Source organism: Mycobacterium sp. NPDC050041, from assembly GCF_049541695.1.
Classification (GTDB): domain Bacteria; phylum Actinomycetota; class Actinomycetes; order Mycobacteriales; family Mycobacteriaceae; genus Mycobacterium.
In genome coordinates, this window is sequence record NZ_JBMVDG010000003.1 from 14,863 (window position 1) to 40,595 (window position 25,733).

Sequence of the window (25,733 nt, forward strand, 5' to 3'; positions counted from 1 at the left end):
GGAAGCAACTGGTCCGTCAGACCCCGGAGGTCTGCCGCATCGACTCGAGCCGGCGTCTCGATGCCGGAGTCTGCACGCGCTGAGGCCACCAGAACCATCGGCCGAGCAGCGCCGCGATGGACGGCGTCATGAACGACCGGACGATCAGGGTGTCGAACAGCAGCCCGAGCGCGATGGTGCTGCCGACCTGCGCGATGCTCAGCAGGTCACCGAACACGAACGATGCCATGGTCGCTGCGAAGACCAGTCCGGCCGAGGTCACCACCGAACCGGAGCCGGCCATCGCCCGGATGATCGCGACCTTGAATCCGTGGTGGAGTTCTTCCTTGAAGCGGGAGACGAGCAACAGGTTGTAGTCAGAACCCACCGCCAACAGCAGGATCACCGACATCACCAGCACGATCCAGTGCAGGCGGATACCCAGGATGTGCTGCCAGACGAGGACGGACAGCCCGAACGAGGTGCCGAGCGAGAGCAGCACCGTGCCCACGATGACGGCCGACGCCACCACGCTGCGGGTGATGATCAGCATGATGATGAAAATCAGTGCCACAGCCGACAATCCAGCGATCAGCAGGTCGTAGTTGGAGCCGTCGCGCATGTCCTTGTAGGTGGCCGCCGTGCCGCCGAGATAGATCCGCGATCCCTCCAGCGGGGTGCCCTTGATGGCTTCCTTGGCCGCCAGCTTGATCGCGTCGATGTGCTCGATGCCCTCCGGCGTGGCGGGGTCGCCCTCGTGCTCGATGGTGAACCGCACCGACTTCCCGTCGGGCGAGATGAAATTCTCCATCCCCTTCTTGAAGTCGGCGTTGTCGAACACCTCGGGCGGCAGATAGAAGGAATCGTCGTTGCGGGACTTGTCGAACGCGTCGCCCATCGCGTTCGACTTGTCCTGCATCGCCGACTGCTGATCCTGCTGACCCTTCTGCGACGCATGCATCGTCAGCATCATGGTCTTCATCGACTTCATCGTCTCGATCTGCTGGGGCATCAGCGAGATGAGTTGCGGCATCAGCGAATCGAGCCGCTCCAGCTCGGGCACCAACTCCTGGATGTCGTCGGTCAGCGTGTCGATGCCGTCGAGGGTGTCGAAAACCGACCGCATCGACCAGCACAGCGGGATGTCGTAGCAGTGCGGTTCCCAGTACAGGTAGTTGCGCAGCGGCCGAAAGAAATCGTCGAAATCGGCGATGTGATCCCGGAGTTCGGCGACATCGATCGACATGTTCTTGGTCTTGGCCACCATCGAGTGGGTGACCTCGGACATCTGGCCCATCAGAGCCGACATCCGCTCCATGGTGTCGATCGTGCTCTGCATCTCGTCGGCCTGCACCAGCATGTCGGACATTCGGTCCTGCATGTACTTCTCGTTCATCTGCTGATTCGTGCCCTGCATGCTGAGCAGGAACGGGATCGTCGAGTGCTCGATCGGCTTCCCGTCGGGACGGGTGATGGCCTGCACCCGGGCGACCCCCGGCACGTGGAAGATGCCCTTGGCGATCTTGTCGATGACGAGGAAGTCGGCGGAGTTCCGCAGGTCGTGGTCGCTCTCGACCATCAGCAGTTCCGGGTTCATCCGGGCGGCGTCGAAGTGCCGGTCGGCGACGTCGTAGCCGATGTTGGCGGGGGTGTCGGCCGGCAAGAAGTGGCGTCCGTCGTAGTCGACCTTGTAGCCGCCCAGCGCCAGCAGCCCGACCAGCGACAGGGCGATCGTCGCGACCAGAACCGGTCCCGGCCAACGCACCACCACGACGCCCACCCGGCGCCACCCGCGGGAGTTGATCGCGCGCTTGGGTTCGAACAGGCCGAACCGGCTGCCCACCACGATCACCGCGGGGCCCAGCGTCAGCGCGGCGATGACGGCGACGAGGATGCCGACCGCGCACGGCACCGCCATCGTCTGGAACCACGGCAGCCGGGTGAACTTGAGGCACAGCAGTGCACCGGCGATCGTGAGACCCGAGCCGAGCACCACGTGGGCGGTGCCGTGGAACATCGTGTAGTACGCGGTCTCCCGGTCCTCGCCGTCTCCCCTGGCCTCCTGGTAGCGGCCGATCAGGAATATCGCGTAGTCGGTTCCTGCGGCGATGGCGATCAGCGTCAACAGGCTGGTGGCGAAGGTGGACAGGCCGATGACCCCGGTGTTGCCGAGGAAGGCGACGATCCCGCGGGAGGCGCCGAGTTCGATGAACACCATCAACAGGATCAGGACCATGGTGGCGATCGACCGGTAGACGATCAGCAGCATCACGGCGATGACGACGAGCGTGACCACCGTCGCCTTCATCGCACCCTTGTCGCCGGCGACGCGCTGGTCGGCGTTCAGCGCCGCCCCCCCGGTGGCATACGCCTTCACACCGGGCGGAGCCGGGGTCTCGGCGATGATGTCGCGCACGGCGGCGACCGATTCGTTGGCCAGCGTCTCGCCCATGTTGCCGCGCAGGTAGAGCTGTACGTACGCGGATTTGCCGTCGGCACTCTGGGCGCCCGAGGCGGTGAGCGGATCGCTCCAGAAGTCCGCGACGTGCTCGATGTGCGCAGGGTCGGCCCGGAACTTCTTGATCAGCTCGTCGTAGTAGTGGTGTGCGTCGGCGCCGAGGGGCTGCTCGCCCTCCATGATCACCATCGCGTTGCTGTCGGAGTCGAACTCCTCGAAGTTCGCCCCGACCCGCTGCATGGCGATGAACGCCGGCGCGTCGTGGGCGTTCATCGAGACGGTGTGAGCCTCGCCCACCTTCTCCAGCGACGGCACGAAGACGTTCGTCACGACCGTGAGCGCCACCCAGCCCAGCAGGATCGGAACCGCGAGGATCCGGATGGCGTGCGCGATCTTCGATCGCTGCGCCGGAGGGGAGCCGGCCGAACCGGTCCGCTCCACAGCGGGCAGGCTGCCGCTCATCCCAGCGTCCCCACTTCGCCCCCTCGATCAGGCCACACCCGGCCCGCTGGGGACCGCACGCGTGACACAGACAGTCGCGCGTGTCATATATCTAGCCTGTCAAACTGACCACTGTCAATCTGAGAGTTGCCAGCATCTTCACAGGTCGAGACCGCGAGGTTTCTCAGGATCCGAAGTCGACGATGTTCTGGTCGAGGATCAGCTGATCGGTGTGCTCAGCGCGATCCACGCCCGGCACGGTGACCAGCGGAACGCCCTCACCCTCGGCGGCGTCGAAGTCCGCGGTACTGGCCACCTGCCCGGACAGCGAGAACCGGTCGTAGAGATAGGGCAACCCCTGCGCGGCGAGCGGCGAGGGCCCATCCATCACGTGCAGGTGGAGGTGCGGCGCGACCGAATTGCCGGTGTTCCCGACGAGACCGATCACGTCGCCGCGGGCCACCCGCTCCCCGACCTCGGGCCGGACGCTGCCCGGTTGCATGTGCGCGTAGTTGACGTAGAAGCCGTCACCGATGTCCAGCACCACGAAATTGCCGTCGGCCTCCTCGATCGGGATCCCGGCGGGGTACACCCCGGGCGTCTGTTCCGGTAGGTCGTTGCGGGTGCCGACCACGGTGCCGTCGGCGACGGCCAGCACCTCTTCGCCGTAGATCGCGTAGCGGCCCGGGTCGCGCGGATTCCCGGTGAAGATCCGGTTCTGTGCGTCGGCCTGTTCGTAGTCGATCGCGTAGCGCTGCGCGAGGTACGGCCGCCCGTTGACGGGCAGCAGTGCGCGGGTGTGCCGGACGGCGTCGCAGCAGGCGTCGGCGGCGATGAACCGCTCGCCGCGCAACGGCGCCGACACCACCGGCAGTGTCCGCTCGTCGACCGCCGTGGTAGCGATCCGCTCAATGATCCGGTTCCCGTCGGTCGGTATCGCCGCGCCGGCGACCGCCACTTCGTGCGCGAGGGTGGTGTGAGCGGTGGCGTCGTCGAGGATCAGGTGGATGAAGATCGTTGCGGCCTGACCTGGTTCCAGGTGATCGGCGCCCTCGCGGCTGCCCGCCGGCTGCATCCGGTCCCGCAGCGTGGCGGTATCGAGGTCACCCAACACAGCGCCCGTGGAATCGTCGAGCACCCTCAGTCGGTCCACCGTCAGCCGAGCACCGGTGAAATTCGTGACGGCCAGCTCGTAGACCATGTGCGTCTTGCCGTCCGAGCCGGCGAACGGAACAGGCGCGAAGGGCACCGATCCCACCAGCGGCGTGATCGCGTCAGGACGCGGCGCCGCCGCGGTGGTCTGCTGCGGGCTCTGCGGTTCGGCGGCCGGGGCGGCCTCGGGGCCGGCGCAGCCGACGGAGGCGACGATGAGGACGGCGCCCATCGCCGGCGCCAACGATCGGCGGAGGGTGGTACGCACGTTGTACATCCGGTCAGCCTGGCAGACGCCGGCCGGGCGGGCAGCCGAACGCGGGCAGCGTCAGGCGGATTCGTCAGCGGATCACAGAGAGAAGTGGTCCTCGATGACGCCGAGCCACACCTGGGCCGCGTCGATCGCGACCTTCTCACTGATGAAGGCGTGCTGGGTCCCGGTGTAGATGTCGCGGAATCCGCGTTCGAGTCGGCTGCCCTCCCGGATCGAGGTGGTGCCCGCCGCGAGGTGCGCCCACTCCGCCGCGGCCCTGGCGACGCCGGTGGCGTACACCGCCGCCACCCGCATGTCCGCGCGATGCGTCGGCGTCAACTCCCCGCCCGCGTCGACGGCCGCCTCAGCCGTGCTGAAGGTGTCGAGCACGAGAAGGCGGGCGGCGCGCCACGCCGCGACATGGTGGGCGAGATCCTTTTGGAACGTGGGGCGGCTGGCGAGCGAAGCCATGTCCGACATCCGGAACTTGGTGGCCGCCAGCGACTCGACGTCGTCGAGCGTGCTCTTCGCGACGCCGAGCGCCCAAGCGGCATGCCCGGCCGCCGTCACCGGCATCATCCCCATCCGGCCCGCGGCGAAGGTACCGCGCAACGGTTCCCGGGTGAACAGCCGGAACGTTCGCGACGCCGGCACGAACAGGTCGGCGACGTTGTAGTCGTAGGAGCCGGTGCCCTTGAGTCCCTGCACGTGCCACCCATCGGTGAAGTTCACCTCCTCGCGGGGGACGACGGCCACCATGAGCTCCGGCTCGCCTTCCCGGATCCACCGCATCTCGCCGTTCTCCATCGGGATGAAGCCCGCGGCGATGTAGGCGGAATGCCCGGTGCCGGAGCCGAAGTTCCACGCTCCCGTCAGCCGGTAACCGCCGTCGGTGACGATGCCCTGGCCGTTGGGCGCGAACTGCCCGCCCATCGTCACGCGGTTGCCGTTGGCCGTGAAAACCTCGGCGAAGCCCGCGTCCGGCAGATAGGCCGCCGCGGCGAACGACGACGGCAGGTTGGCGATCCCGATCCAGCCGAACGACCCGTCCTGCCAGGCCATCTCGATCCAGGTCTCGATCATCTCGGCGACAGACGGCTCGACGCCCCCCGCGGCCGCCGGATTGAACGCCGTCATCAGCCCGCTGTCCCACATCGCCTCGACGACGGGTGGTGACAGGGTGCGGGCCCGCTCGCAGGCGGCCGCTTCCCCGGCGACGAGGTCTCTCATGCCCCTGGCCAGATCGACGGGATTCACCCGCACCGGCGTCGTCGTCATCGGAACTCCTCTACCTCGTCAGCTGTCGTGAGCGCACGGTTGTCGTACGCGTCGATCGGGAAAGTGCGCGAACTTGCGTGCGCTCGCCGTATGTTGGCCGCTGTGAATAGATTCGAAGCCAAGGGTGTCCTCGTCACCGGCGCGGCGTCGGGAATCGGGAAGGCCACCGTCGAACGGCTGCTCGCCGAGGGCGCCGGCGTCGTCGGTGTCGACATCGCCGAGGGGACCGATGTCGCGAACGACCGGTATGCGTACCGGCAGGCCGACGTACGTGACGGTGACGCCGTCGGCGCGGCGGTGAGTGCGGTGGTGGACGCAGTCGGCCGCCTCGACGGGGTGGTGCACGCGGCGGGCGTGGCCGGTGGTGGCCCGGTGCACCTCGTGCCCGACGAGGAGTGGGACCGGGTGGTCGACGTCAACCTCAAGGGCACGTTCGTCGTCACCCGCGCCGCGCTGCGGCAGATGATCGCGCAGGACAGGGTCGGCGGCGAACGCGGTGCCCTCGTGCACCTGTCCAGCGTCGAAGGGCTGGAGGGCACCGCGGGGGGCAGCTCGTACAACGCGGCCAAGGGTGGAGTCGTGCTGCTCACCAAGAACGTCGCGATCGACTACGGGCCGAGCGGGATCCGGGCCAACGCCATCTGCCCCGGCTTCATCGAGACGCCGCTGTTCGACTCCGTGGTGGGCATGCCGGGTATGGAACAGGCCCGCGAAGGGCTCCGCCACGAACACAAACTGCGCCGCTTCGGGCAGCCCCACGAGATCGCCTCCGTCGCAGCCTTTCTGCTGTCTGCAGACGCGAGCTTCGTCAGCGGACAGGCGATCGCGGTGGACGGCGGCTACACCGCGGGGCGCGACCACGGCGTCACCGAGTTGATGGGGCTGGGCGAGCAATAGCGAAGCGGCTCACGTGATCCACTCCGGCTGCGGCTCGGTCTCCACCGTTGCGAAGTCCTTGTGGCCCAGCCCGGCGATGCATCCGCCGTCGACGACGAACTCCGAGCCCGTCGAGTAACTCGACTCGTCGCTGGCGAGATAGACGACGAGGTTGGACACCTCCACCGGCTCAGCGGCGCGCCCCAGCGCGGTCTGGAAGATGTCGTCGGGCACCCAGTCGGTCATCGGCGTCTTGATCAGCCCGGGATGGATCGAGTTCACCCGGATTCCGCTGGGCCCCAGTTCCAGTGCGCACGACTTGGTCAGCCCGCGGACCGCGAACTTCGTGGCGGTGTACCCGTGGCAGGCGGCGGTGCCCGCCATTCCCTCGATGGACGAGATGTTGATGATCGAGCCCCGACCGGCACGCTTCATCTGCGGCGTGACAGCGCGGATCCCGAGGAACACGCCGGTCAGGTTCACATCGATGATTCGCTGCCATTCCGACAGCGGATAGTCCTCGATGAGTCCGATGTTCAGGATGCCCGCGTTGTTGACCAGGATGTCGACCGATCCGAAGTGCTCGACCGCGGCGGCCACGACGGCATCCCAGTCATCGGGTCGGGTGACGTCGAGGTGGACGTAGCGGGCGTGGTCGCCGACATCGCGGGCGACCTGTTCGCCGTCGTCGTCGAGGATGTCGCCGAACACCACCTTGGCGCCCTCGGCCACCAGCGCCCGTACGTGCGACGCACCCATCCCCCGGGCTCCGCCACTGACCACGGCCACCTTGCCGGCCAGACGTCCTGCCATCTATTCCTCCTGTTTCCAGTAGTTTTCAGCGTGCGCCGCGCACCAGCCGACCGGGGCGGGCCCCGGTGTCGGCACCGTCACGTCGGGTCACCACGCCGCTGACGACGGTGGCGCGATATCCGGACGCGCCCTGCACGAGCCTGTGCCCGCCTGCGGGCAGGTCGTAGGCCATCCTCGGCGCGTGCAACGTGAGCGCGTTCATGTCGATCACGTTCAGGTCGGCCTTCTTCCCGACCTGGATGACGCCGCGGTCGGTGAGCCCGAAAAGTGTTGCAGTGTCGTGGGACTGCTTGCGCACGACGTACTCCAGCGGCAGCCGCTCCCCGCGGTGCCGATCGCGCGCCCAGTGGGTCAGCAGGAAGGTCGGATACGACGCATCGCAGATCATGCTGCAATGCGCACCGCCGTCGGACAGTCCCAGGACGCCTGCGGGATGGGTCATCATCTCGCGGATCGCGTCGTGGTTGCCGTCGGAGTAGTTGAACATCGGCAGCATCAGCATCGTGGCGGCATCGCCCTCGAGCATCAGGTCGTACATGGTGGTCAGGACGTCCTCGCCGCGGTCGCGGGCGATCGCGGCGACCGTCCGGTCGGCGGTCGGCTCGTAGTCGGGCGGCTCTCCGATGGCGTACAGCCGGTCCGCTGAGTACTGCGCCAGGGCGAACATGCCGTCGAACAACACGTCCGGATTGATCGGCAGATCCTCTTCGACCAGGATCGCCGCGCGCACAGCGGGTTCGGCCAACCGGGCGGCCAGCTCCTCGCGCGTGCACTGGGCCTCGAGCCGCCGGTAGGTCGGCCGGTGGGTGAAGGCGTGGTGGCCGGGGAACCCGAGGAGCATCCCGAACGGCCGGGCGGCGACCTGCGGGTGCAGCCGGCTGCCGGCCTCGTGCGCGGCCGCCGACATGTCGAGTTGCTCACGCCACAGATTGGGGTCGGCGTCGACCTGGATGAGCGCGAAGCTCAGCGCGCAGTCGATCTCGCCGCCGAGGCGCCGCATCCACTCGAGTTCCTTCTTGGGCGCGACGATGTCCTCGCCCGCCGCCCCCTGCGGCGCCAGTTCGAACACCGCTCCTCCGCCGGCCGCCATCGCCCGGCCGAGCGCGAAGAGTTCGTCCTCGGCCGCGAACGTGCCGGGCACCGGCTCACCGTCCATGGCGCGGTGGGCCAGCGTCCGCGACGACGAGAAGCCCAGCGCCCCCGCCTCGGCCGCCTCCCGCACCAGCCGGCTCATCGCCTCGATGTCCTCGGGAGTGGCGGCCTCGTTGCGAGCGCCGCGTTCGCCCATCGCGTAGGCGCGCACGGTGCCGTGTGCGACCTGGCTGCCGACATCGACCGCCAGGTCGCGCCTGCCGATGACGTCGAGGTACTCGGCGTAGCTCTCCCAGCCCCACGTGATGCCCTCGGTGAGCGCCGACCCCGGGATGTCCTCGACGCCTTCCATCAGTTCGATGAGCCACTGCTCCTGGCCCGGGCGCACGGGTGCGAACCCGACACCGCAGTTGCCGGTGACGACCGTGGTCACCCCGTGATTGCTCGACGGCTCCAGCAGGCTGTCCCAGGTGACCTGACCGTCGTAGTGGGTGTGGATGTCCACGAACCCGGGGGCGACGACGGTTCCCGTCGCGTCGATGGTCTCGGCCGCCTCGCCTGCCAGCGTCGGGTCGTTGGGACCGCGGCGGCGAACCTCGACGATCTTGCCGTCACGGACGGCCACATCCGCCAGATAGCGGTCTGCGCCCGTGCCGTCCACCACGGTTCCACCGGTGATCTTGAGGTCGAACACGAATCACTCCCTCGCGAGGCTGCCAGCCGTTACCGTGGCGAATGTAACACCGTTACAGAGCGGGGAAAGGCGAATCGTGGCGGACAAGAAACGGGAATCGGTCAACGCCGACGCGATCCTCGACGCCGCCGCGCACCTCATCGAATTGCACGGCGTCGGGGCGTTCACCATGCGCAGCCTCGCCGAGGCGCTGGGAGTCGCGGTCACATCGATCTACTGGCACGTCGGCGGCCGGGACAAGGTGTTCGACAGCCTGGTGGAGGGACTGCTGGGCCAGATGGCGAACCTGCCGACAGAGGGCCGGAGTCCGGTCGATCGCATTGCCTCCCTTGCCCGTTCGCAACGCCGGGTACTCATCGAGCGCCAGCATCTACTGAGCATCGCCCACGAGCGCGACCGCACGCCCGCACTGTTCCTGCCGGTGCAGCAGACGCTCGCAGCGCAGCTGGCCGAACTGGGCGTGACCGGGGCGGACGCGGCCCTGGTGCTGCGTGCGATCCAGGTCCACGTCATCTCCTCGGCGGTCATGCAGTTCTCCGCCGTGCGTGGGGCCAAGCACGACGAAGAGGACCCGTCGCTGTGGACCGACGACTGGCCGGACCGGGCGCTCGTCGAGGCGTTGCAGTCACCCACCGACTACGACGCGGTGTTCGAATACGGGCTCGACGCGCTGCTGGCACCGCTGCGCGCAGGCACCGCGACCATCGGTCGGTGAGCCGGCCTCAATTCGGGGTCAGCGGTCCGACCGGTCGCGTGGCGGTCGCCGCGACCAGCAGTTGCGCCAGATCGCCCGGCCGGCTGAGGAACGGCGAGTGCGACGCGTCGATGGTCAGCGGTTCGACGCCGAGGCGGTGCGCGACAGTGTCGGCCAGCCACCGTGGCATCGCCCGATCCTGTTCGCAGCGAATGAAACTGCGGGGCAGATCAGCCGCCCAGAAGCCGGGCGTCGACACCGGGGCGACCGTCGTCTCGCCGAACCGTTCCGGGCCCAGCCGGTCGAAGGCCCATCGCGCCGTCGGCTCGTCGCAGTCGTGGTAGAAGTATTTCCACGCACCCTCGAAGTCCGCGAACGTCATCGCGCCGTCCTCGTCGAAGTGCAGGTAGCTCAACATCTCTCCGACGTCGCCGTCGAGATCGCCGTCCTCGGCGTTGGTCATCGTCATGGCCTCGGTGTAGCTGCGGCCCTCGCGCGGCAGGGCGGCAGCGAGGTAGATGACGTGGCTCACCTTGTCCGGCACCGAGTCGACACCCAGCGTGGCGTCGAATCCTCCGCCGGAGTGGCCGACCACGACGTCGCCGCGCTCGATGACCGTCGCGACCGCCTCGCGCCGATTCGCCAGCGTGGACTCCTCGTCGACGCGCGAGCCGTGGCCGGGCAGATCCACGGCCACCGCGTCATGGCCGAGCGCACGGAGTTCGTCGATGGTGTGCGACCAACACCATGCGGCGTGAAATCCCCCGTGTACGAGTACGAAACGCACGTCGTCCTCCCTTGGGTGCATCGTGCGGTTGCGCCGAGGCGGCGGGGCCGAAGATTACGCGAGGCGGCCCGTCGGTGGTGAGCTTTCGGGTCAGGTCGCGACACGGTCACGGATGCGCATCCATTGACCCTCGGATGCCAGTAGTTGTCACTCCAGTCACTATCGTCACAGTGTCTACTGCTGACGTCATCGCGGCGTCCCGCCCCTCGAGAGGTGTGACATGTCGCTGCGTCGTCGATTGTCCACGGTGTCAACCGCATCCATGGCGTCCGCAGCAGTGGTCGGACTGACACTGGCGATCGGCGTCGCCCCGACCGCATCCGCCGAGCCCTGCACCGGGGCCGCGGCGGCAGCCAAGCCGCCACCGACTCCCAGCGGCGCCGCGGCGCCCGCCCTGCCCGGCTCCGACATTCCGCCCCGGGGACACCGGCCCGCAGGCACCGATGACGACGCCCCACTGCCGAGGATGGGCCAGTTCTCCCGGGCGATGCTCGACGCGGTGTCGCCCCAGCCCGGCCGGCTCGAGCAGCAGGCGCGAGCGGTGCCTGCGCCCGCCCCCGCACCGGGCACGGCGAATTCGCCGTCGGCGCAGACCGACACGCCGGCCCAGGCGGCCGCTCCCCCCGCACCACCACCGGCGCCACCCGGGACCTCGCTCGTGGGCTGGGTGACCGGACCGGACAGCCCGAACCAGACCGTCAACCGGTTCGCCATCACCGGCACCGACCTCGGGATCATGTGGGACAACGGCGATTCCTCGAACCGCCAGGTGCTGATGGCATTCGGCGACACCTATGGCTACTGCAGTGTCCGCGGTCAGCAGTGGCGGTACAACACCCTGTTCCGCAGCCAGGACGGTGCACTGTCGAAGACCGTGGCCGTGCCCAACGCGGGCTTGTCGAACCGGTATTCCGGCGCACCGATCTGGCCGTCGGGGATGGCCAAGCAGGTCGTCAACAGCCCGAAGTGGGCGGAGACCGAACGTGGCATCATCCCCACCGCCGGGGTCGCGATCGGTAACACCCAGGTGATGAACCTGATGTCGATCCGGAGCTGGGACAGTGACGGCCGCTGGACCACGAACTTCTCGGCGATCGCGGCGTCCTCGGACAACGGTGAGAACTGGACGGTGCACCCGGGCACGGTGAGAGCGGCGCGAGCGGACGGCGTGCCCGGCGCCCGATTCGCGCCGGGCAACGAGAATTTCCAGCAGGGCGCATTCCTCAAGCCCGGTCCGGGTGACCCGTACCTCTACTCCTTCGGCACCCCGGCCGGCCGCGGCGGTGCGGCGTACATCTCCCGGGTCGCCCAGAACCAGGTGCTCGACCTCGGCAGGTACGAGTACTTCAACGCGGGGCAGAACGCGTGGGTGCCGGGCAACCCCGCGGCCGCCACGCCCATCATCCCGGGCCCGGTCTCGGAGATGTCGGCGCAGTACAACACCTATCTCAAGCAGTACCTCGTGCTGTACGGCAACGGCGCTGACGACATCGTGGCCCGGACGGCGCCGGCACCGCAGGGCCCCTGGGGACCCGAACAACTGCTCGTCCGGTCCGCCGACATCCCCGGCGGCATCTACGCCCCCTATCTGCACCCGTGGTCGGTGGGCAAGGAGTTGTACTTCACCCTGTCGCTGTGGTCGGCGTACAACGTGATGTTGATGCGCACCGTCCTGCCGTAACCGCGTTCCGAAGTCGCCAGCAATTTGTGCGACCTTGTGCCCACGGCGCGCTCATGCAGCTACAGTCGGTCCAAACGATGAGCTGCACCGGGCTGAGCAACGTCGCCGGAGGGTACGAGTGTCACGACTGAGGACGTGGTGGACTCAACCCGACCCGTTCGACTGGATCACCAGTTTCCTTCGGCAGCGCCGACTCCTGCGATCGGCTCAGCTCATCATGGGCGTGGTCACCACGTCCTCGGCACTGGTGCCGCTCAGTGTGCTCGCCAGCGGCCAGCGAACAATCAACGAGTCGCTCGTCTGGGGCGCCGTCACGGCCGTGTTCACCGCCGGGGTCACTGCGTTGTGGTTGACGCGCTGGCCGACCCGCAGGCAGTCCGAACTCGTCTGTGTCGTGGGCGCCCTCTCGACGGCCGCCTGGAGCCTGACACAACCGAACCCCACCCTGACCGGTCTCGGCGGCGCGGGCATGGCCGTGATCGCCGGCTACATCGCGTTCTTCCACACCACGAGGCTGTTGCTGGTCAACTTCGTGCTGGCCCTCATGATCGCCGTCGCCGCAGCAGTGCGCCTCGGCCGGGACGCCGGCCTCGTCACCGCGATGGGAGCGTTCTGGCTGATCTGGTTCCTCAACGTCTCGGTGTCGATCGGCGTGTGGGCGATGTCGCGGGCCCTCGTCCGGTACGCGGCCCGGTCCGACGAGGACCCGCTGACCGGGCTGCTGAACCGGCGAGGGTTCATCGACACCCTCGACCGCCAGCTCGCCACGATGCAGGCCACCGGCAACCATCTGTCGTTGTTGATGATCGACCTCGACGACTTCAAGCGCATCAACGACACCGACGGCCATGCGGCGGGCGACACCGTCCTGATCGCCGTCTCCGATCTGCTGCGCTCGCACGCCCCGCCCGGTGCCGCGATCTGCCGTGCCGGTGGCGAGGAATTCCTGGTCGCCGACATCTCCACCCGCAGCGACGTCTCGATGCTGGCCACGGACCTGTGCGCCGCCATCGCGGCACTGCCGCAGCGGATCACGGCCAGCATCGGTTCCACCACCGCCGAGATCACCGACGCGGACGCCTCGACGAGGCACATCGAGCACCTGATCGCCGTCGCCGACGCGGCGATGTACGCCGCGAAACGAGATGGCGGGAACCAGCCGCGGCACACCTACGCAACCATCTGCTGACACGGACAACTCTGGAGGAAACATGAGCGACTACAAGACCATCGTCGTCGGCACCGACGGCTCGGATTCGTCGTTGCGCGCGGTGGACAAAGCCGCCGCCATCGCCGCCGAGTCCGGCGCGAAGCTCATCGTCGCCACCGCGTATCTGCCTGAGCAAGAACATCATTCCGGCGAACCCGACCAACCGACCGGTGAGGGCTATCGAACCCACGGCGGTGCGCCGACCTACGCGATGCTGCGCGAGGCCAGCAACCGGGCGCGGGAGGCGGGAGCCAAGGACGTCGACGAACGGGCCATCGTCGGCGCGCCGATCGACGTACTCGTCGACCTGGTCGCCGACGTGAACGCCGACCTGCTGGTGGTCGGCAGCGTCGGGCTCAAGTCGATCGCCGGGCGCCTGCTCGGATCCGTTCCGAGCGCGGTACGACGTCGCGCGAAGACCGAGGTGCTGGTCGTCGACACCAAGGACTGACGTCCGTCACGTTCGAGCAGCCCACGTCGTCGGCGAAGTTGTGATCGGTAGGCACCAGAACCGAGTTCACTGATCGCAGGTGACGCCCTCGGCGCTCCACACGGCGTGAGGAACGACCATGAACCGAATCGCACGAATCGCGCCGCCGTACCCAGACAGCCGCCGAACGTGTGCTGGAGCCTCTTCATCGCGCGTCCGTGCTGATCCACCACTCACCCCAGGGAGACCATGATGATGAGAACTGTCGTCCGTGCCGCAGCGACGGCCCTCGCGATGGCCGGTGCCGCAATCGGCCTCGCCGGTCCCGCACACGCCGACGATCTCAGCGGTACCTACACCCTGCTGAGCGACCAGAGTCAGCGGGCGGTCAACGGCACGCTGAATCCGTACCCGAGTTCCTCGGCGACCTGGATCATCACGCCCTGCGGTGCGGGCTGTGCCCGTGTCGCCTCCGCCACCGGGTGGACCGCCGACGCCCGACTGGTCAACGGCCGGTGGGAATTCAGCCGCGAGGCCGTGTGGTCGTGCCCCGACGGCAGGCAGCTGCCGAACACCATCGGCTACTCGTTCGATGCGGCGACCCTGACGGGCACGTCGACCGGCCGGATCCCGGTCGGCTGCGAGGGTTTCCCGGTGAACGTCGAAGGCATCCGGGTCTCGCTGACCCGCAGGTAGCGACCAACGCGCAGCGCGCATCGGCCGGCTCGGTGACGAGCCGGCCGTTGCCTGTCGCCCGCCGGCTCTGACGTTTCTTGGGATCGGTAGCCCCCGGCACTCGCTTGACTCATCGCATCGACGACGCCACCGAGGCGCGCACGAGCAGGCGACACGAAAGGAGCCGGCCATGAACACGTCCGCCCCCACCCACACCCCCGCCGCGGTGGCACCACGCCGGGCCCGGATGTCCGGCCTCTACGCGCTCAAGCCGTGGTTCACCCGGCAGCTGACGCCGATCCTGGACGCCGCGGTCGATCGGCAGATCTCCCCCGACGCCTTCACCGCCGCAGGCGTTGCGGCCGCAGCGGCCGGCGGCGTCGCCGTCGCCTACGGCTGCTGGCCGCTCGCGGCGCTGTTCATGGTGCTGCGGCTGGCCGGGGCGAACCTCGACGGCGCGGTGGCCCGTGCCCGCGGCGTGAGCCGTCCGTGGGGCTTCGTCGTCAACGAGATCGGCGACCGCGCCGCGGACCTGCTGGCCTTCGCCGGCCTCGCGGTGTGGGCGGCGCGCCAGGGCGGCCCCGGGCTGGACTGGCTGTCCTGGCCGGTGCTGCAGGTGCTCCTGGCCGCACTCGCCGCGACACTGCCGACGTTCGCGTCGCTGGCGGCGGCGGCAGCCGGCGGCACCCGCCGCAACGGCGGCCCGCTCGGCAAGACCGAACGGTGCCTGCTCGTGGTGCTGGCCACCGCGTTCCCGGTCATCATGCCCGTGCTGCTGGCTCAGCTGGTGAACGGTTCACTCATCACCACGGTGCTTCGACTGCGCGCCGCGCACCGCGAGCTGAAGACCCAGCGTAGGTCCGAACCCGAGCCGGTGGCCGAGATCCTGCCCATCACCCGGCCCCTCACGGTGCCGTTGGGGGTGCTGACTTCGGCGGCCTGATCGAAGGCGCCGGCCACCACGGCTGCCCAGACGGCGGCGACGAACCTCTGTGGAGGTCGTCGCCGCCAGTCGGCGTTGCAGCCTGCGCGATTTCTTGGGATCGGTAGCCCGCCGGCCCCTATCTACTCATGGCATGAACACGCACCGCACCGGCATGTCACTCACCTCCCGCAGCACGTTGCGCGACGCAGGAAGCGTCCTGCGGCACTGGCTCTGGCGGACCGTCTGCGGCGTCTCGGGCGGACTGACGGTGACCGGCCGCTGGCAGGCCCGGGGCGGCTGCGTGGTCGTGGCCAACCACGCGTCGCACGCCGACACCGCGGCACTCCTCGCGGCGCTTCCGCCAACGGCCCGCCCGGTGTTCGGCGCAGCCGCCGACTACTGGTTCGACGTACCGGTGCGGCGTTTCGTCGCCACCTCACTCGCAGGCATCCTCCCGGTCCGGCGAACCGGTGACGGTGGCTACGCCGCACTGCTGGCGGCCGCCGGGCCGGCGCTGAGGGCCGGACGCACCGTCGTGCTCTACCCCGAGGGAACGCGGTCGACCGACGGCACAATCGGCGGATTCCGCTCCGGCGCGGTGCGCTTGGCGCGTGAATGCGGCGTGCCGATCGTTCCGGTGGCCATCGCCGGCACGGCCGACGTGCTGCCCAAGGACGGCCGATACTCCCCCGCTCCGATGCGGGTGCGTCTCGGCGCGCCACTGGATCCCCACGACACGTCGGCAGCGCAACTGCGGGCACATGTGTCGGCCCTGCGGGAAGATTTCGAGGGCCGGGCCGGTGACCGATACGCGCTCGCATCCTGAGACAGGCGCCTGATGACGATCTTCGACCAGTACAGCTCATTCCTCCACCTCGATCGGCGGATGGCGCTCGACGTCGACCTGGGCCCGCTGCACGTGCATCTCTTCGGCCGGTCGGTGTTCCTGATGTGGATCACGGTCGCCATCCTCGCGGCGGCCGGCATCGCAGTCCTGGTCTCCCGCAGGCCGGAGCTGATCCAGAAGTGGCGGACCTGGGTGCTGATCGCTCCCGCCGTCGGGTTGCCGGTGTGGTTCGGCCACGGCACCACCGCAGTACTCGCGGCGGTGCTCGCGGTCGTCGCGGTGATCGAATACGCGCGGCTGGTCCGGCTCGCACGGGCCGACACCTACGTCCTGCTGGCGCTGGCGGTGCTGTATCCCCTTGCCGCCTGGCTGCGCCCGTCGCTGCTGCAACTGGCACCGGTCGTCCTGCTGCTGTGCGCGCTGCCCTCGGTCCTCGGCGGCGATGTCGAGAACGGCGCCAGGCGCACCGCTTTCACCGCCTTCGGGTCCGTGTGGATCTGCTGGTCGCTGTCCCATCTCGTGATGGTCCTGCCGGACACGTATCTGCTGTGCTTCGCCGTGGCGGCCACCGATGTGGCCGCCTGGTGCGGTGGAAAGGGGTTGCGCCGCATGGCCTGGGCGCGCCGGCCGCTGTCGCCGTTGAGCCCGAACAAGACGGTCGGCGGCCTCGTCGGCGCGATCATCGGCGCGTTCGTCATCCTCAGCCTGCTCGGCAGCATGTCGATCGGGCTGCTCATCGCCGTCTCCGTCGGCGGCGTCTTCGGCGACCTGCTCGAGTCGATGCTCAAGCGGCAGGCTCAGGTCAAGGACGCCGGCGACTGGCTGCCCGGATTCGGCGGCCTGCTCGACCGTATCGATTCGCTGTTACTCGTCCTCCCACTGGCGTACTTCCTAGGATGAACGGACACATGAGCCCTTCCGCGGTTCCCACGCTGACGCCCACGATCACCATCTGCTCGGCACATGGGCGACACACCTTCACGCCCGGACAGGACGTCGTCATCGGACGCGATGTGCGGGCCGACGTCCGCATCCCGCACCCGAAGGTGTCTCGGTCACACGTGATCCTGCGCCATCTCGACGACAGATGGGTCGCCGTCGACGACACGAGCCTGCACGGCATCTACGCCGACGGGCGACGCGTGCAGTCCGTCGATGTGCGCGCCGGCCAGACCATCCATCTCGTCGCGCCCGACGGTCCGCAGCTGCGATTCGAACTCGGCGCAACGACTCCTCCGGCCGACGCGGAGACCAAGCGGATGTCGCGGCAGCCCGACCGGCAGGGTTCCCTCACGATCGGACGCACACCCGACAACGACATCGTGGTCCCCGATGTGTTGGCGTCACGCCACCACGCCACTCTGATCACCACCGACCGCGGCGTGCAGCTGTCGAGCACCGACGGCCGCAACGGCACATTCGTCAACGGTGAGCGCATCACCGACACTCCCCTCGCCGACGACGACATCGTGACGATCGGCAACGTCGACTTCGTCTTCACCGCAGGTGCGTTGGTGCGCCGTACCCAGCCGGCCGCCACCACCGGCGGTCTCGAGGTCAACGAAGTGAGTCTGGCGATCGAGCGCGACACCGTTCTCTTGGACCGCATCTCGTTCACCGCCCGGCCGGGCACGCTGACGGCGGTGATCGGCCCGTCCGGCTCGGGCAAGTCCACGCTGGCGAAGACGATCGTCGGCGCCGGGCGGCCGACCAGCGGCGCGGTGTCGTTCGAGGGGCGCGACCTCCACACCCGCTACGCGGCGTTGCGCAGCCGCATCGGCATGGTGCCCCAGGACGACATCGTGCACGGTCGGCTCACCGTCGCTCAGGCACTGGACTTCGCCGCCGAGCTCCGGATGCCCGCCGACACCGCGGCCGAGGACCGCCGGCAGGTGATCGCCGCGGTGCTCGAGGAACTCGAGCTGGCCGGCCATGCCGATACCCGGATCGACACGCTGTCGGGCGGTCAGCGCAAACGGGTGTCGGTCGCGCTCGAACTGCTGACCGGTCCGTCGCTGTTGGTGCTCGACGAGCCGACCACCGGGCTGGACCCCGCGCTGGACCGGGCGGTGATGGGAATGCTGCGCAGGCTCGCCGACGCGGGCCGGGTGATCGTGGTGGTGACCCATTCGCTGTCGTTCCTGGACGTCTGCGACCAGGTGCTGCTGCTGGCGCCGGGCGGCAAGACCGCTTTCTGCGGCCCACCCGACGAGCTCGGGTCGGCGATGGGATCGACCGACTGGGCGGACATCTTCACCGGCGTCTGCGCCGATCCCGACGGTGCCCAGCGCCGGTTCCTGGCGGGTAGAGCGCCCGCACCCGCACCCGCCGCCGTCGACGACGCGCCCGAGCCGCCCGTGACCGCGGCGGCGCCGTCGTTCACCGGGGTGCGCCGCCAGGTGTCGACGATCGCCCGACGTGAGGTCCGGCTGCTGATGGCCAACCGCGGCTATCTGGTCTTCCTGGCGGTGCTGCCGTTCATCGTCGGCCTGCTGCCGCTGACGGTGGCCGGCGACGCCGGCCTCGGCGGGCCCCCGCCGGGCGGGGCGCCACCCTTCGAGGCGAAACACGTCATCGCGCTGACCAGCTTCGCCGCCATCCTCATGGGTGTCACGCTCACCGTGCGCGACCTGGTCGGTGAACGTGCCATCTTCCAGCGCGAGCAGGCCGCGGGGTTGTCAGCCACCGCGTACCTGCTGGCCAAGATCGCGGTGTTCGGCGCGGTGGCGGTGGTCCAGTCGGCGATCCTCGTCCTCGTCGTCACGGCACCCGGTTTCGGCAAGCCCGCCCCGTCGCGCGCCGTGGTCCTGGGCAGCCCGATGCTGGAGTTCTTCGCAGGCATCGCGGCGACGGCCGTCGCGGCAGCGGTGCTTGGACTGGCGGTCTCGGCGCTGGCACGGACGGGTGACCAGGTGATCGTGCTGCTGGCGGCGACCTTGATGGCGCAGCTGGTGCTCGCAGGCGGCTTCATCCCGGTGACGGGCAGGCCGCTGTTCGAGACGCTGGCCTGGGTCACGCCCGGCCGGTGGGGATTCGCCGCCACCGCGTCGACAGCCGATCTGAGCTCGCTGGTCGCCGGGATCGCGGACGACCCGCACTGGCAGCACACCCCGTCGCGTTGGCTGTTCGACATGGCCATGCTGGCGGTGCTGACCGTGCTCTTCGCCGCGATCGCCCGCTGGCGGCTCCGGCTCAAGGTCGCCTAGGACCGCCGCGCGGCGCGCCGTTTGCCGCCCATGCCCGCGGGTATGGCTCAGGCGCCGGACGCTTTCTGAAACGTGTGAGCAACCTCGCATCCTCGTTGGCAGCACCCTGCGCCATTCGGCTCCGAATACCGGACAGCCGCTGCCGACACCCCGTTCAGGAGGCACCACATGCGCGTTGTCGTCACCGGCGCATCCGGCAACGTCGGCGCCGGCGTGCTGCGGGCGCTACACGAACGGTTGCCCGACGCGCAGGTGGTGGGGGTCTGCAGGCGCCCACCGACGACGGGTGAGAAGTACGAACGAGTGCGGTGGCACGCCGTGGACCTGGCGTCGCCCACCGCCGCGACCGACCTCGAACCGGCGATGCGAGACGCCGACGTGGTGATCCACCTCGCGCTGGCGATTCAGCCGCTGCGCGATACGGACTATCTGTATCGGGCCAATGTGATTGGCACGCAATCCCTTCTGTCTGCGATGACCGCAGCCGGGGTCCGGCAGCTGGTGTATGCCTCCAGCCTCGGCATCTATGCCCCCGGCCGGGGCGAGCCCGTCTCGGAGGACTGGCCGGACACCGGCCAGCCCGCCTCGACGTACAGCCGGCACAAGGTGATGGTGGAACGGATTCTCGACCGGTTCGTCGAGGAACATCCCGATACGGTGGTGGCCCGATTCCGTCCCACTGTCGTGGTGCAGCGCGAAGCGGCCTGGCTGATTCGTTCGCTCTACCTCGGCCCCCTCGTGCCCCGCGCCGCCCTCGAACTCCTCCGCCGCGGCGCGATTCGTGTGCTTCCGCTACCCAGAGGCATTGCGCTGCAATTCGTGCACGCCGACGACGTCGGTGACGCGGTGATCCGGATGATGCAGCAGCGCGCCCACGGCTCCTACAACATCGCGGCGAACGTGCTGGACAGCACCGCGCTCGCCGCCGTGGTCGGGGCGCGGGCCGTCGGCGTCAACCCGAAGCTGATGCGCATTGTGGTCAGCGCGCTCAGCGTGAGCCGCGTGGTCGCGCTGACCCCGGGCTGGTACGACGTGGCCACCAACTCACCTGTCATGGACACGTCGAAGGCGCGCCGCGAACTCGGGTGGGCACCCACCCGGACGTCGGCCGAGAGCGCGATCGAACTCCTCGACGGGATGGCCGACGGCGCCGCAGGCACGAGTGCGGCGATGGGATGGAACACGGAGGAGAAACGCATGTCGTCGCGCACGATTCAGTACGTCCACGATGCTTCCCTGCTCACATGGAGCGGCTTGGCTCTCGCCCGCGCGCTGGGTGTCGGCCGGGCCGGCGCTCCGGACGCGGCGGTCGTCGCGCTCAACCTCGCGTCCGGCACACCGATGGCACTGGACCGCGTCCTCGCCCGACGTCGCGATCCCGCCGCTCTTCTCGCGCCTCTCGCCGTGGTCACCGCCGTGGCCACCAGCCTCCGTGGTGGGTGGGCGCCGGTCGCCGCCACCACGGTCCTCAGCCTGCTCGCCGCGAGCGAACGCCGCCGGGCCAAGAGAAGTGGACAACGATGAACACACAACACAATGGCACCCAGGTGGTCGTCGTCATCGGCGCTTCGAGCGGGATAGGACGGGAGACCGCGTTGCACTACGCCAGACGCAACGCCGCCCTGGTGCTCGCGTCGCGCTCGAAGGACGCTCTGAACGACGTCGCAAACGAATGCCGATCGGTCGGCGCCACCTACGTGGTGGTGCAGGCGACGGATATCGCCGCCGCCGACCAGGTCCAGGAACTGTTCGACGTCACGATCGCGCGATTCGGGCGGGCGGACGTCGTTGCCCAGTGCGCGGCCATCACCGCCTTCGGCCGCTTCGAGGACGTTCCCACCGAGGTCTTCGACGACGTCGTGAAGACCAATCTCCTCGGCGCCGCCAATGTTGCGCGCTCTGCGCTGCACCACTTCCAGGAACGGCGCTCGGGGCACCTGGTGCTTGTCGGTTCACTGCTGGGAACGATCGCGGTCCCATACCAATCTCCCTACGTCCTCAGCAAATTCGCTTTGAGCGCGCTCGTTCGGGTGCTGCGTCAGGAGAATCGTCATCTGCCGGAAGTCAGGATCCACGGGATCTACCCGGGACCGGTCGACACCCCGGTGTACGGGACGGCGGGGAATTACTCCGGCCTCACCCCACGGGTGCCGCCGACCGCAGACGCCCCCGCCATCGTCGCGGCCGCCATCGTGCGCGCCACTGACAGGCGGCGCTCCAGCGAGCGTCAAGTCGGTCTGCTGAACTGGCCGGCGATCGCCGCCTTCCGGTTACTGCCTGCGGTATTCGACGCCGTGGTCGGGCCGTTCGTCCGCGCCACCTCATTCGGTTCGGAACCCAGCGACGCCAGCGCCGGGAACGTGCGGTACGAGTCGGTCGAACCCGCGCGAATCAACCGGTACGGCGCCGACCTCGCGTAAGCAATCGCACCAGTCCGGTCGCAGGAGGAGAGATCCCGACCGCGGGCGCGAGGAACAACCACGCCCATAGCCATCCCGGTGCGATGCCCCTCTCGTCCGCGGTCGCCAGCACGGTGAGCACCGCCTGCGCGATCCAGAACGGACCCAGGAAGATCATCGCGGTGAAGCCGACAGCGACGCCGCCCTCCCATCGCATCGACTTGTCCTCGGAGTCACCCACCCCCTGAGCGAGGATGGCGGCCACGATTGCGATGCCCAGACCCAGCAGCAGCGCGCACGTGTCTTTCACCGGCATCGCTCGATTGTCCCCGCCGATGTCGGTCAGGATGGACACATGGAGGAACTCGCGCGGTACCAGGAGGGTTACGCTGCGGTGACCGCCTTTCGCGACGAGTCAGATCTCGTGTTCCACACGGATTTCGACGACAACGGCAGGTCGATCCTCTCGGAGATGCGCATTCCCATCGACGATTACATCGCGAAGGGCGAAGGCCCCTGGCCCTGGTACGACCTGGGTGACCGGCGGCCGGGCGCGCTGCAGATCTTCGCCGCCCTGGGGGTGCAACCCCCGCCCTGGACCGAACTTCTACCGGTGGAGGTGCTCGCCGCGTTCGACCGGGCACGCAACGGCTGGGCCTCAGTGGGCGACCTCATCGCGGGCGGCGTCGACGCCGACGTGCTCGACCCGTGCGGGGCGTCACCGCTCTGGTATGCCGTGCGTTCGCTTCAACCGGATGCCGCGCTCGTGCTCATCGACGCGGGCGCCGACGCCGGCCGGCGAATCGAATTGTCACCGCGCGGTGATCTGTTCACGACCATCCTGCATGAGATCGTGGCGCTCGGTCGGTCGGCGGCGTTGAGCCGGGCGCTGGCCCGCGGTGTTGACGCGTCGGTGCGGGATGCCGACGGCGCCACGCCGCTGCACCGCCTGGGCGAGCGTCACGACCACGTCAATCCCGAATTGGTCCGTCTGCTCGCCGAATCGGGGGCCGACGTTGACGCCACGACGACGAGCGGGCAGCGGCCGATCGAGGCGGCGGCCACGCGGCTCCTCCCTGCGACGGTGGCGACGCTGCTGGATCTGGGCGCCGAACCCGCTCGCGCGCTGACCACGACGCTGGCGTGGTGGGCGGCGAACATGCGCTGGTTCGGTTACCGCGCAGGCGAGGTCGTCGACGTCGTCGATATCCTGCTCGCCGGCGGTGCGGCCATCACCGACCGCGACCGCGAATTGGCCGCGCGGGCAGGCGATCCCGCCGTGGTGGCGGCCTTGGATCCGTAGAGGTTGTGCCGCAACAGATCGCGCCCGGACCGTGGTGTCACGGTCCGGGCGGATCGGTCGATGCCCGGCGACTCAGAAGTAGGTCGTCGTCGTCGTGCTGGTGCCGTTGTCGCAGGCGATGGTGACCGTCCAGTTCCGGAACCGCGGAACAGCGGGCACGACCTTCATGTCGTACCTGGAATTGGCCGGCAGTGCGAAGGCGCGGTTGAAGTTCTCCGCCGTGTAGGTGCACTGCGACGACACTCCACTGCGGTCGGTGATGTGAGCCACGAAGCCACCCAGCACGGTGTCGAACGAGACCGTCGGCCCCTGCTTGGGCGCCGGCGGAGGCGGCGGTGGTTCGTTGGGCGGCGGCGGGGTGGACCCGTTCGCGCACCCGGACACGATGACCTTGGCGCCCTGCTGGTTCTGCAGCTTCGCCCTGGCCTTGCTCTGCGCGCCGGACAGCGACGGGTCGGACGCGCCGGTCATCTCGCCGTAGTCGTTCGAGGCCGCCGCTGCACACTCGTTGGTCGCGATCACCTGGGTGACACAGTGGCTGCCGCCATTGCTCACACAGTTGGACAGCGCCCCCTGCCCGGCCTGCTCCTGGCCTGCGCCGATCGCCGATCCGCCGGCCATCGTGACGGGGGGATTCTCGCTGACGAAGCCGATGGCCAGTGCGATGTACTGGTCCGCAGCGCTCGCCGGTGCGGCGGCACTGACCATTCCGACACCAGATGCGAACGCGGCCAGGAAGATCAGTGCTGCGGTTCGGCTGCGTCGGCCTGCTGCACTTGCTGAGATGGTCATGAGGTCCTCCGTTGGTGAGTGAGCCGTTGATGCGGACCCTCGTGGGCTACTCGAATACTCGGCTTCACGGAGCGGCCGGGTAATCGCCGGCAAGCCAGACTTCACCGAGCCGTGGAAAGGCTTTCCTGTCTGCTGGGTAAGGGCGGCGGCGGGCAATAGCCGCTGCCGACGAGATCAGCGTGTCGCCGCGTTCCCCGTGTCGAGTCCGAACACCTCGACGGCAGCCGACTTTCCCTTCAGTGCGAAGGACCCTCGGTCGACGAGTTCTGCGGGCCGGACATCAAGGGCATCGACGGTCTGCCGGGTCAGAAGTATCGCGTCACCGGTGGCTTTGGTGAGCTGCTCGACCCGGGCTGCGACGTTGACGGTGTCACCGATCAGCGTGAACTCGAGCTTGCCACCCCCGCCGATGGTGCCGGCGATGACGACACCGGTGTTGATCCCGATGCCGATTCGGAGCGCGCTGCCGAACCGCTCTGCCACGTAACGGTGAATCAGCACTGCGGCTTTCACGGCGGCGTCGGCATGGTCGGCAAGATCGTTCGGGGCACCGAAGACGGCCAGGGCGCCGTCGCCGAGGAATTTGTTCACATGTCCGCCGGCGTCGACGACCGCAGGCACCACGATCCCGAAGAGTGCGTTGAGGCGGGCGACGGTGTCCTCGGCGGTGTGGGTTTCGGCGAAAGGGGTGAAGTCGCGGATGTCGACGAACATCACGCTCACCTGGCGGCGCTCGCCGGTGAACACATCGTCCCCCTGCTCGAGCAACCGCGCCGCCAGGATGGGGTCCACGTAAGTCCCGAAGGCCGCGTGGAGTCGCTGACGCTCAGCCAATCCCGCCTGCATGCGGTTGAACGACGCCGCCAGCGCGCCGAGATCGTCGTCTTGAACCACTGGCAGCCGTTGGCCGTAGTCCCCCGCCGCAACGCGTTCAGTCCCTTCGGCGAGATCGCGAACGGGCTGCAGGGACGGCGAGAACGCGGCGCCGACGGTGATCGGCACTCCGTAGCCAAGCGTCACCGCAGCGCCGATCACAAGGGCAAGCACCGGGACCGCGGTGGCTCCATCGAGCACGGTGGCCAGCATCGCGCCCGCGGTGGCGAACGCGAAGGCGGTCGCGAGGATGCAAACGTTCGACCACGCGGCAAAGCTGGGGCGGGAGCGGGGCAGGGACTCACCGATGCCCGTGTCACCGGCAATGGCGACCCGGGCCGGCCGCAACGCTGCCTCCGAAAAGCTGTGCACGGCAATCAGCTGGACGGCAGTTGCGAACGCGGCGCCTAGGAGTCCGTACTGGACGAGGCGCCACCCGCTCGCCCCGGCGATCGCGCCGACGACGACCAAGAGGAGGCTGACTCCCACAGCGTTGGCGGCCATGGTCCGGGCAACGATCGCCCGGCCCCAAGCGTAGGTGGCGTCCAGCGCCCTCCCCCGACCGACCTCCTGACCGGCTGCCCACCGATCGACCAGGCGGCTCGGACCCTGGCCGGGAAGAACCATCACGTACACCATCACCAGCACCGCGATCACGGTGACGCCGGCCGCCTGGACGTAACGATGAGAATCCTCGGCCGCGACGACAACGAACGAGGGGAGGAGGTAGATCGGCAATATCACGGGAAACGTCATCAGGTAGACCGCCCACGCGTATCTCGCTCGGTACCTGTCCCACGCCCACTGCCAGATGCGGTTCATGCCGGGAGACTAGAGAACCGCGGCGTTCGGGCGTGGGTGTTGACGCAGAACGG

Annotated in this window: 22 protein-coding genes; 13 read left to right on the forward strand and 9 right to left on the reverse strand. The window is 68.8% G+C overall.

Annotated features, from left to right (window positions below):
• Positions 1–16: 16 nt before the first annotated feature.
• The 3 genes from ACPCHZ_RS10545 to ACPCHZ_RS10555 all read right to left on the reverse strand — a co-directional run bounded on the left by ACPCHZ_RS10545 (position 17) and on the right by ACPCHZ_RS10555 (position 5,561).
• The gene (locus ACPCHZ_RS10545) at positions 17–2,899 is read right to left on the reverse strand and encodes an RND family transporter (RefSeq protein ID WP_423484723.1); all 2,883 of its coding nucleotides are present in this window, start codon (positions 2,897–2,899) and stop codon (positions 17–19) included.
• A 163-nt stretch (positions 2,900–3,062) separates the two neighbouring features.
• Positions 3,063–4,307 (reverse strand): M23 family metallopeptidase, encoded by a 1,245-nt coding sequence (locus ACPCHZ_RS10550; RefSeq protein WP_423484724.1) that lies wholly within the window; start codon positions 4,305–4,307, stop codon positions 3,063–3,065.
• A 72-nt stretch (positions 4,308–4,379) separates the two neighbouring features.
• Positions 4,380–5,561 carry an acyl-CoA dehydrogenase family protein gene (locus tag ACPCHZ_RS10555; protein ID WP_423484725.1) on the reverse strand — a complete coding sequence of 394 codons (1,182 nt, stop codon included), beginning with the start codon at positions 5,559–5,561 and terminating at the stop codon, positions 4,380–4,382.
• A 90-nt stretch (positions 5,562–5,651) separates the two neighbouring features.
• On the opposite strand from ACPCHZ_RS10555, the gene ACPCHZ_RS10560 reads away from it, so the two are divergent.
• Positions 5,652–6,458 carry an SDR family NAD(P)-dependent oxidoreductase gene (locus ACPCHZ_RS10560; protein ID WP_423484726.1) on the forward strand — a complete coding sequence of 269 codons (807 nt, stop codon included), beginning with the start codon at positions 5,652–5,654 and terminating at the stop codon, positions 6,456–6,458.
• A 9-nt stretch (positions 6,459–6,467) separates the two neighbouring features.
• Here the strand turns inward: ACPCHZ_RS10560 and ACPCHZ_RS10565 are convergent, their stop codons facing one another.
• Positions 6,468–7,250: an SDR family oxidoreductase gene (locus tag ACPCHZ_RS10565; RefSeq protein ID WP_423484727.1), complete on the reverse strand. Its 783-nt coding sequence runs from the start codon at positions 7,248–7,250 to the stop codon at positions 6,468–6,470.
• Positions 7,251–7,275: 25 nt separating this feature from the next.
• Positions 7,276–9,036, reverse strand: coding sequence for an N-acyl-D-amino-acid deacylase family protein (locus ACPCHZ_RS10570; protein WP_423484728.1), 1,761 nt, complete (start codon positions 9,034–9,036; stop codon positions 7,276–7,278).
• A 76-nt stretch (positions 9,037–9,112) separates the two neighbouring features.
• On the opposite strand from ACPCHZ_RS10570, the gene ACPCHZ_RS10575 reads away from it, so the two are divergent.
• Positions 9,113–9,751, forward strand: coding sequence for a TetR/AcrR family transcriptional regulator (locus tag ACPCHZ_RS10575; protein WP_423484729.1), 639 nt, complete (start codon positions 9,113–9,115; stop codon positions 9,749–9,751).
• A gap of 7 nt (positions 9,752–9,758) precedes the next feature.
• Here ACPCHZ_RS10575 and ACPCHZ_RS10580 read toward each other — a convergent pair whose 3' ends face one another.
• The gene (locus tag ACPCHZ_RS10580) at positions 9,759–10,517 is read right to left on the reverse strand and encodes an alpha/beta fold hydrolase (RefSeq protein WP_423484730.1); all 759 of its coding nucleotides are present in this window, start codon (positions 10,515–10,517) and stop codon (positions 9,759–9,761) included.
• Positions 10,518–10,737: 220 nt separating this feature from the next.
• On the opposite strand from ACPCHZ_RS10580, the gene ACPCHZ_RS10585 reads away from it, so the two are divergent.
• From ACPCHZ_RS10585 to ACPCHZ_RS10630, 10 genes are all read left to right on the forward strand, one after another.
• Positions 10,738–12,198: a DUF4185 domain-containing protein gene (locus ACPCHZ_RS10585; protein WP_423484731.1), complete on the forward strand. Its 1,461-nt coding sequence runs from the start codon at positions 10,738–10,740 to the stop codon at positions 12,196–12,198.
• Between the two features lie 118 nt (positions 12,199–12,316).
• Positions 12,317–13,387: a diguanylate cyclase domain-containing protein gene (locus ACPCHZ_RS10590; RefSeq protein WP_423484732.1), complete on the forward strand. Its 1,071-nt coding sequence runs from the start codon at positions 12,317–12,319 to the stop codon at positions 13,385–13,387.
• Positions 13,388–13,409: 22 nt separating this feature from the next.
• Positions 13,410–13,859 (forward strand): universal stress protein, encoded by a 450-nt coding sequence (locus ACPCHZ_RS10595; protein ID WP_423484733.1) that lies wholly within the window; start codon positions 13,410–13,412, stop codon positions 13,857–13,859.
• A 228-nt stretch (positions 13,860–14,087) separates the two neighbouring features.
• Positions 14,088–14,534 carry a hypothetical protein gene (locus ACPCHZ_RS10600; RefSeq protein ID WP_423484734.1) on the forward strand — a complete coding sequence of 149 codons (447 nt, stop codon included), beginning with the start codon at positions 14,088–14,090 and terminating at the stop codon, positions 14,532–14,534.
• A gap of 169 nt (positions 14,535–14,703) precedes the next feature.
• Positions 14,704–15,456, forward strand: a complete 753-nt coding sequence (locus tag ACPCHZ_RS10605) for a CDP-alcohol phosphatidyltransferase family protein (protein WP_423484735.1) — start codon at positions 14,704–14,706, stop codon at positions 15,454–15,456.
• Positions 15,457–15,589: 133 nt separating this feature from the next.
• On the forward strand, positions 15,590–16,264 hold the full coding sequence (locus ACPCHZ_RS10610) for a lysophospholipid acyltransferase family protein (RefSeq protein WP_423484736.1): 675 nt from the start codon (positions 15,590–15,592) through the stop codon (positions 16,262–16,264).
• Positions 16,265–16,276: 12 nt separating this feature from the next.
• Entirely contained in the window at positions 16,277–17,185 is a 909-nt protein-coding gene (locus ACPCHZ_RS10615) for a phosphatidate cytidylyltransferase (RefSeq protein ID WP_423484737.1), read from the forward strand.
• Between the two features lie 8 nt (positions 17,186–17,193).
• Entirely contained in the window at positions 17,194–19,491 is a 2,298-nt protein-coding gene (locus tag ACPCHZ_RS10620) for an ATP-binding cassette domain-containing protein (protein WP_423484738.1), read from the forward strand.
• A 168-nt stretch (positions 19,492–19,659) separates the two neighbouring features.
• Positions 19,660–21,015, forward strand: a complete 1,356-nt coding sequence (locus ACPCHZ_RS10625; protein ID WP_423484739.1) for an NAD-dependent epimerase/dehydratase family protein — start codon at positions 19,660–19,662, stop codon at positions 21,013–21,015.
• Positions 21,016–21,038: 23 nt separating this feature from the next.
• Positions 21,039–21,911, forward strand: coding sequence for an SDR family NAD(P)-dependent oxidoreductase (locus tag ACPCHZ_RS10630; protein WP_423484740.1), 873 nt, complete (start codon positions 21,039–21,041; stop codon positions 21,909–21,911).
• Here the strand turns inward: ACPCHZ_RS10630 and ACPCHZ_RS10635 are convergent.
• Positions 21,883–22,206, reverse strand: coding sequence for a hypothetical protein (locus tag ACPCHZ_RS10635; RefSeq protein WP_423484741.1), 324 nt, complete (start codon positions 22,204–22,206; stop codon positions 21,883–21,885). The genes ACPCHZ_RS10630 and ACPCHZ_RS10635 overlap by 29 nt on opposite strands.
• Before the next feature lie 39 nt (positions 22,207–22,245).
• Between ACPCHZ_RS10635 and ACPCHZ_RS10640 the strand changes: the two genes are divergently transcribed.
• Positions 22,246–23,193, forward strand: coding sequence for an ankyrin repeat domain-containing protein (locus ACPCHZ_RS10640; RefSeq protein ID WP_423484742.1), 948 nt, complete (start codon positions 22,246–22,248; stop codon positions 23,191–23,193).
• A gap of 72 nt (positions 23,194–23,265) precedes the next feature.
• On the opposite strand, the gene ACPCHZ_RS10645 is transcribed toward ACPCHZ_RS10640, so the two are convergent.
• Both ACPCHZ_RS10645 and ACPCHZ_RS10650 read right to left on the reverse strand, forming a co-directional pair.
• On the reverse strand, positions 23,266–23,985 hold the full coding sequence (locus tag ACPCHZ_RS10645; RefSeq protein ID WP_423484743.1) for a DUF4189 domain-containing protein: 720 nt from the start codon (positions 23,983–23,985) through the stop codon (positions 23,266–23,268).
• Between the two features lie 174 nt (positions 23,986–24,159).
• Entirely contained in the window at positions 24,160–25,680 is a 1,521-nt protein-coding gene (locus tag ACPCHZ_RS10650; RefSeq protein ID WP_423484744.1) for an adenylate/guanylate cyclase domain-containing protein, read from the reverse strand.
• Positions 25,681–25,733: the final 53 nt, after the last annotated feature.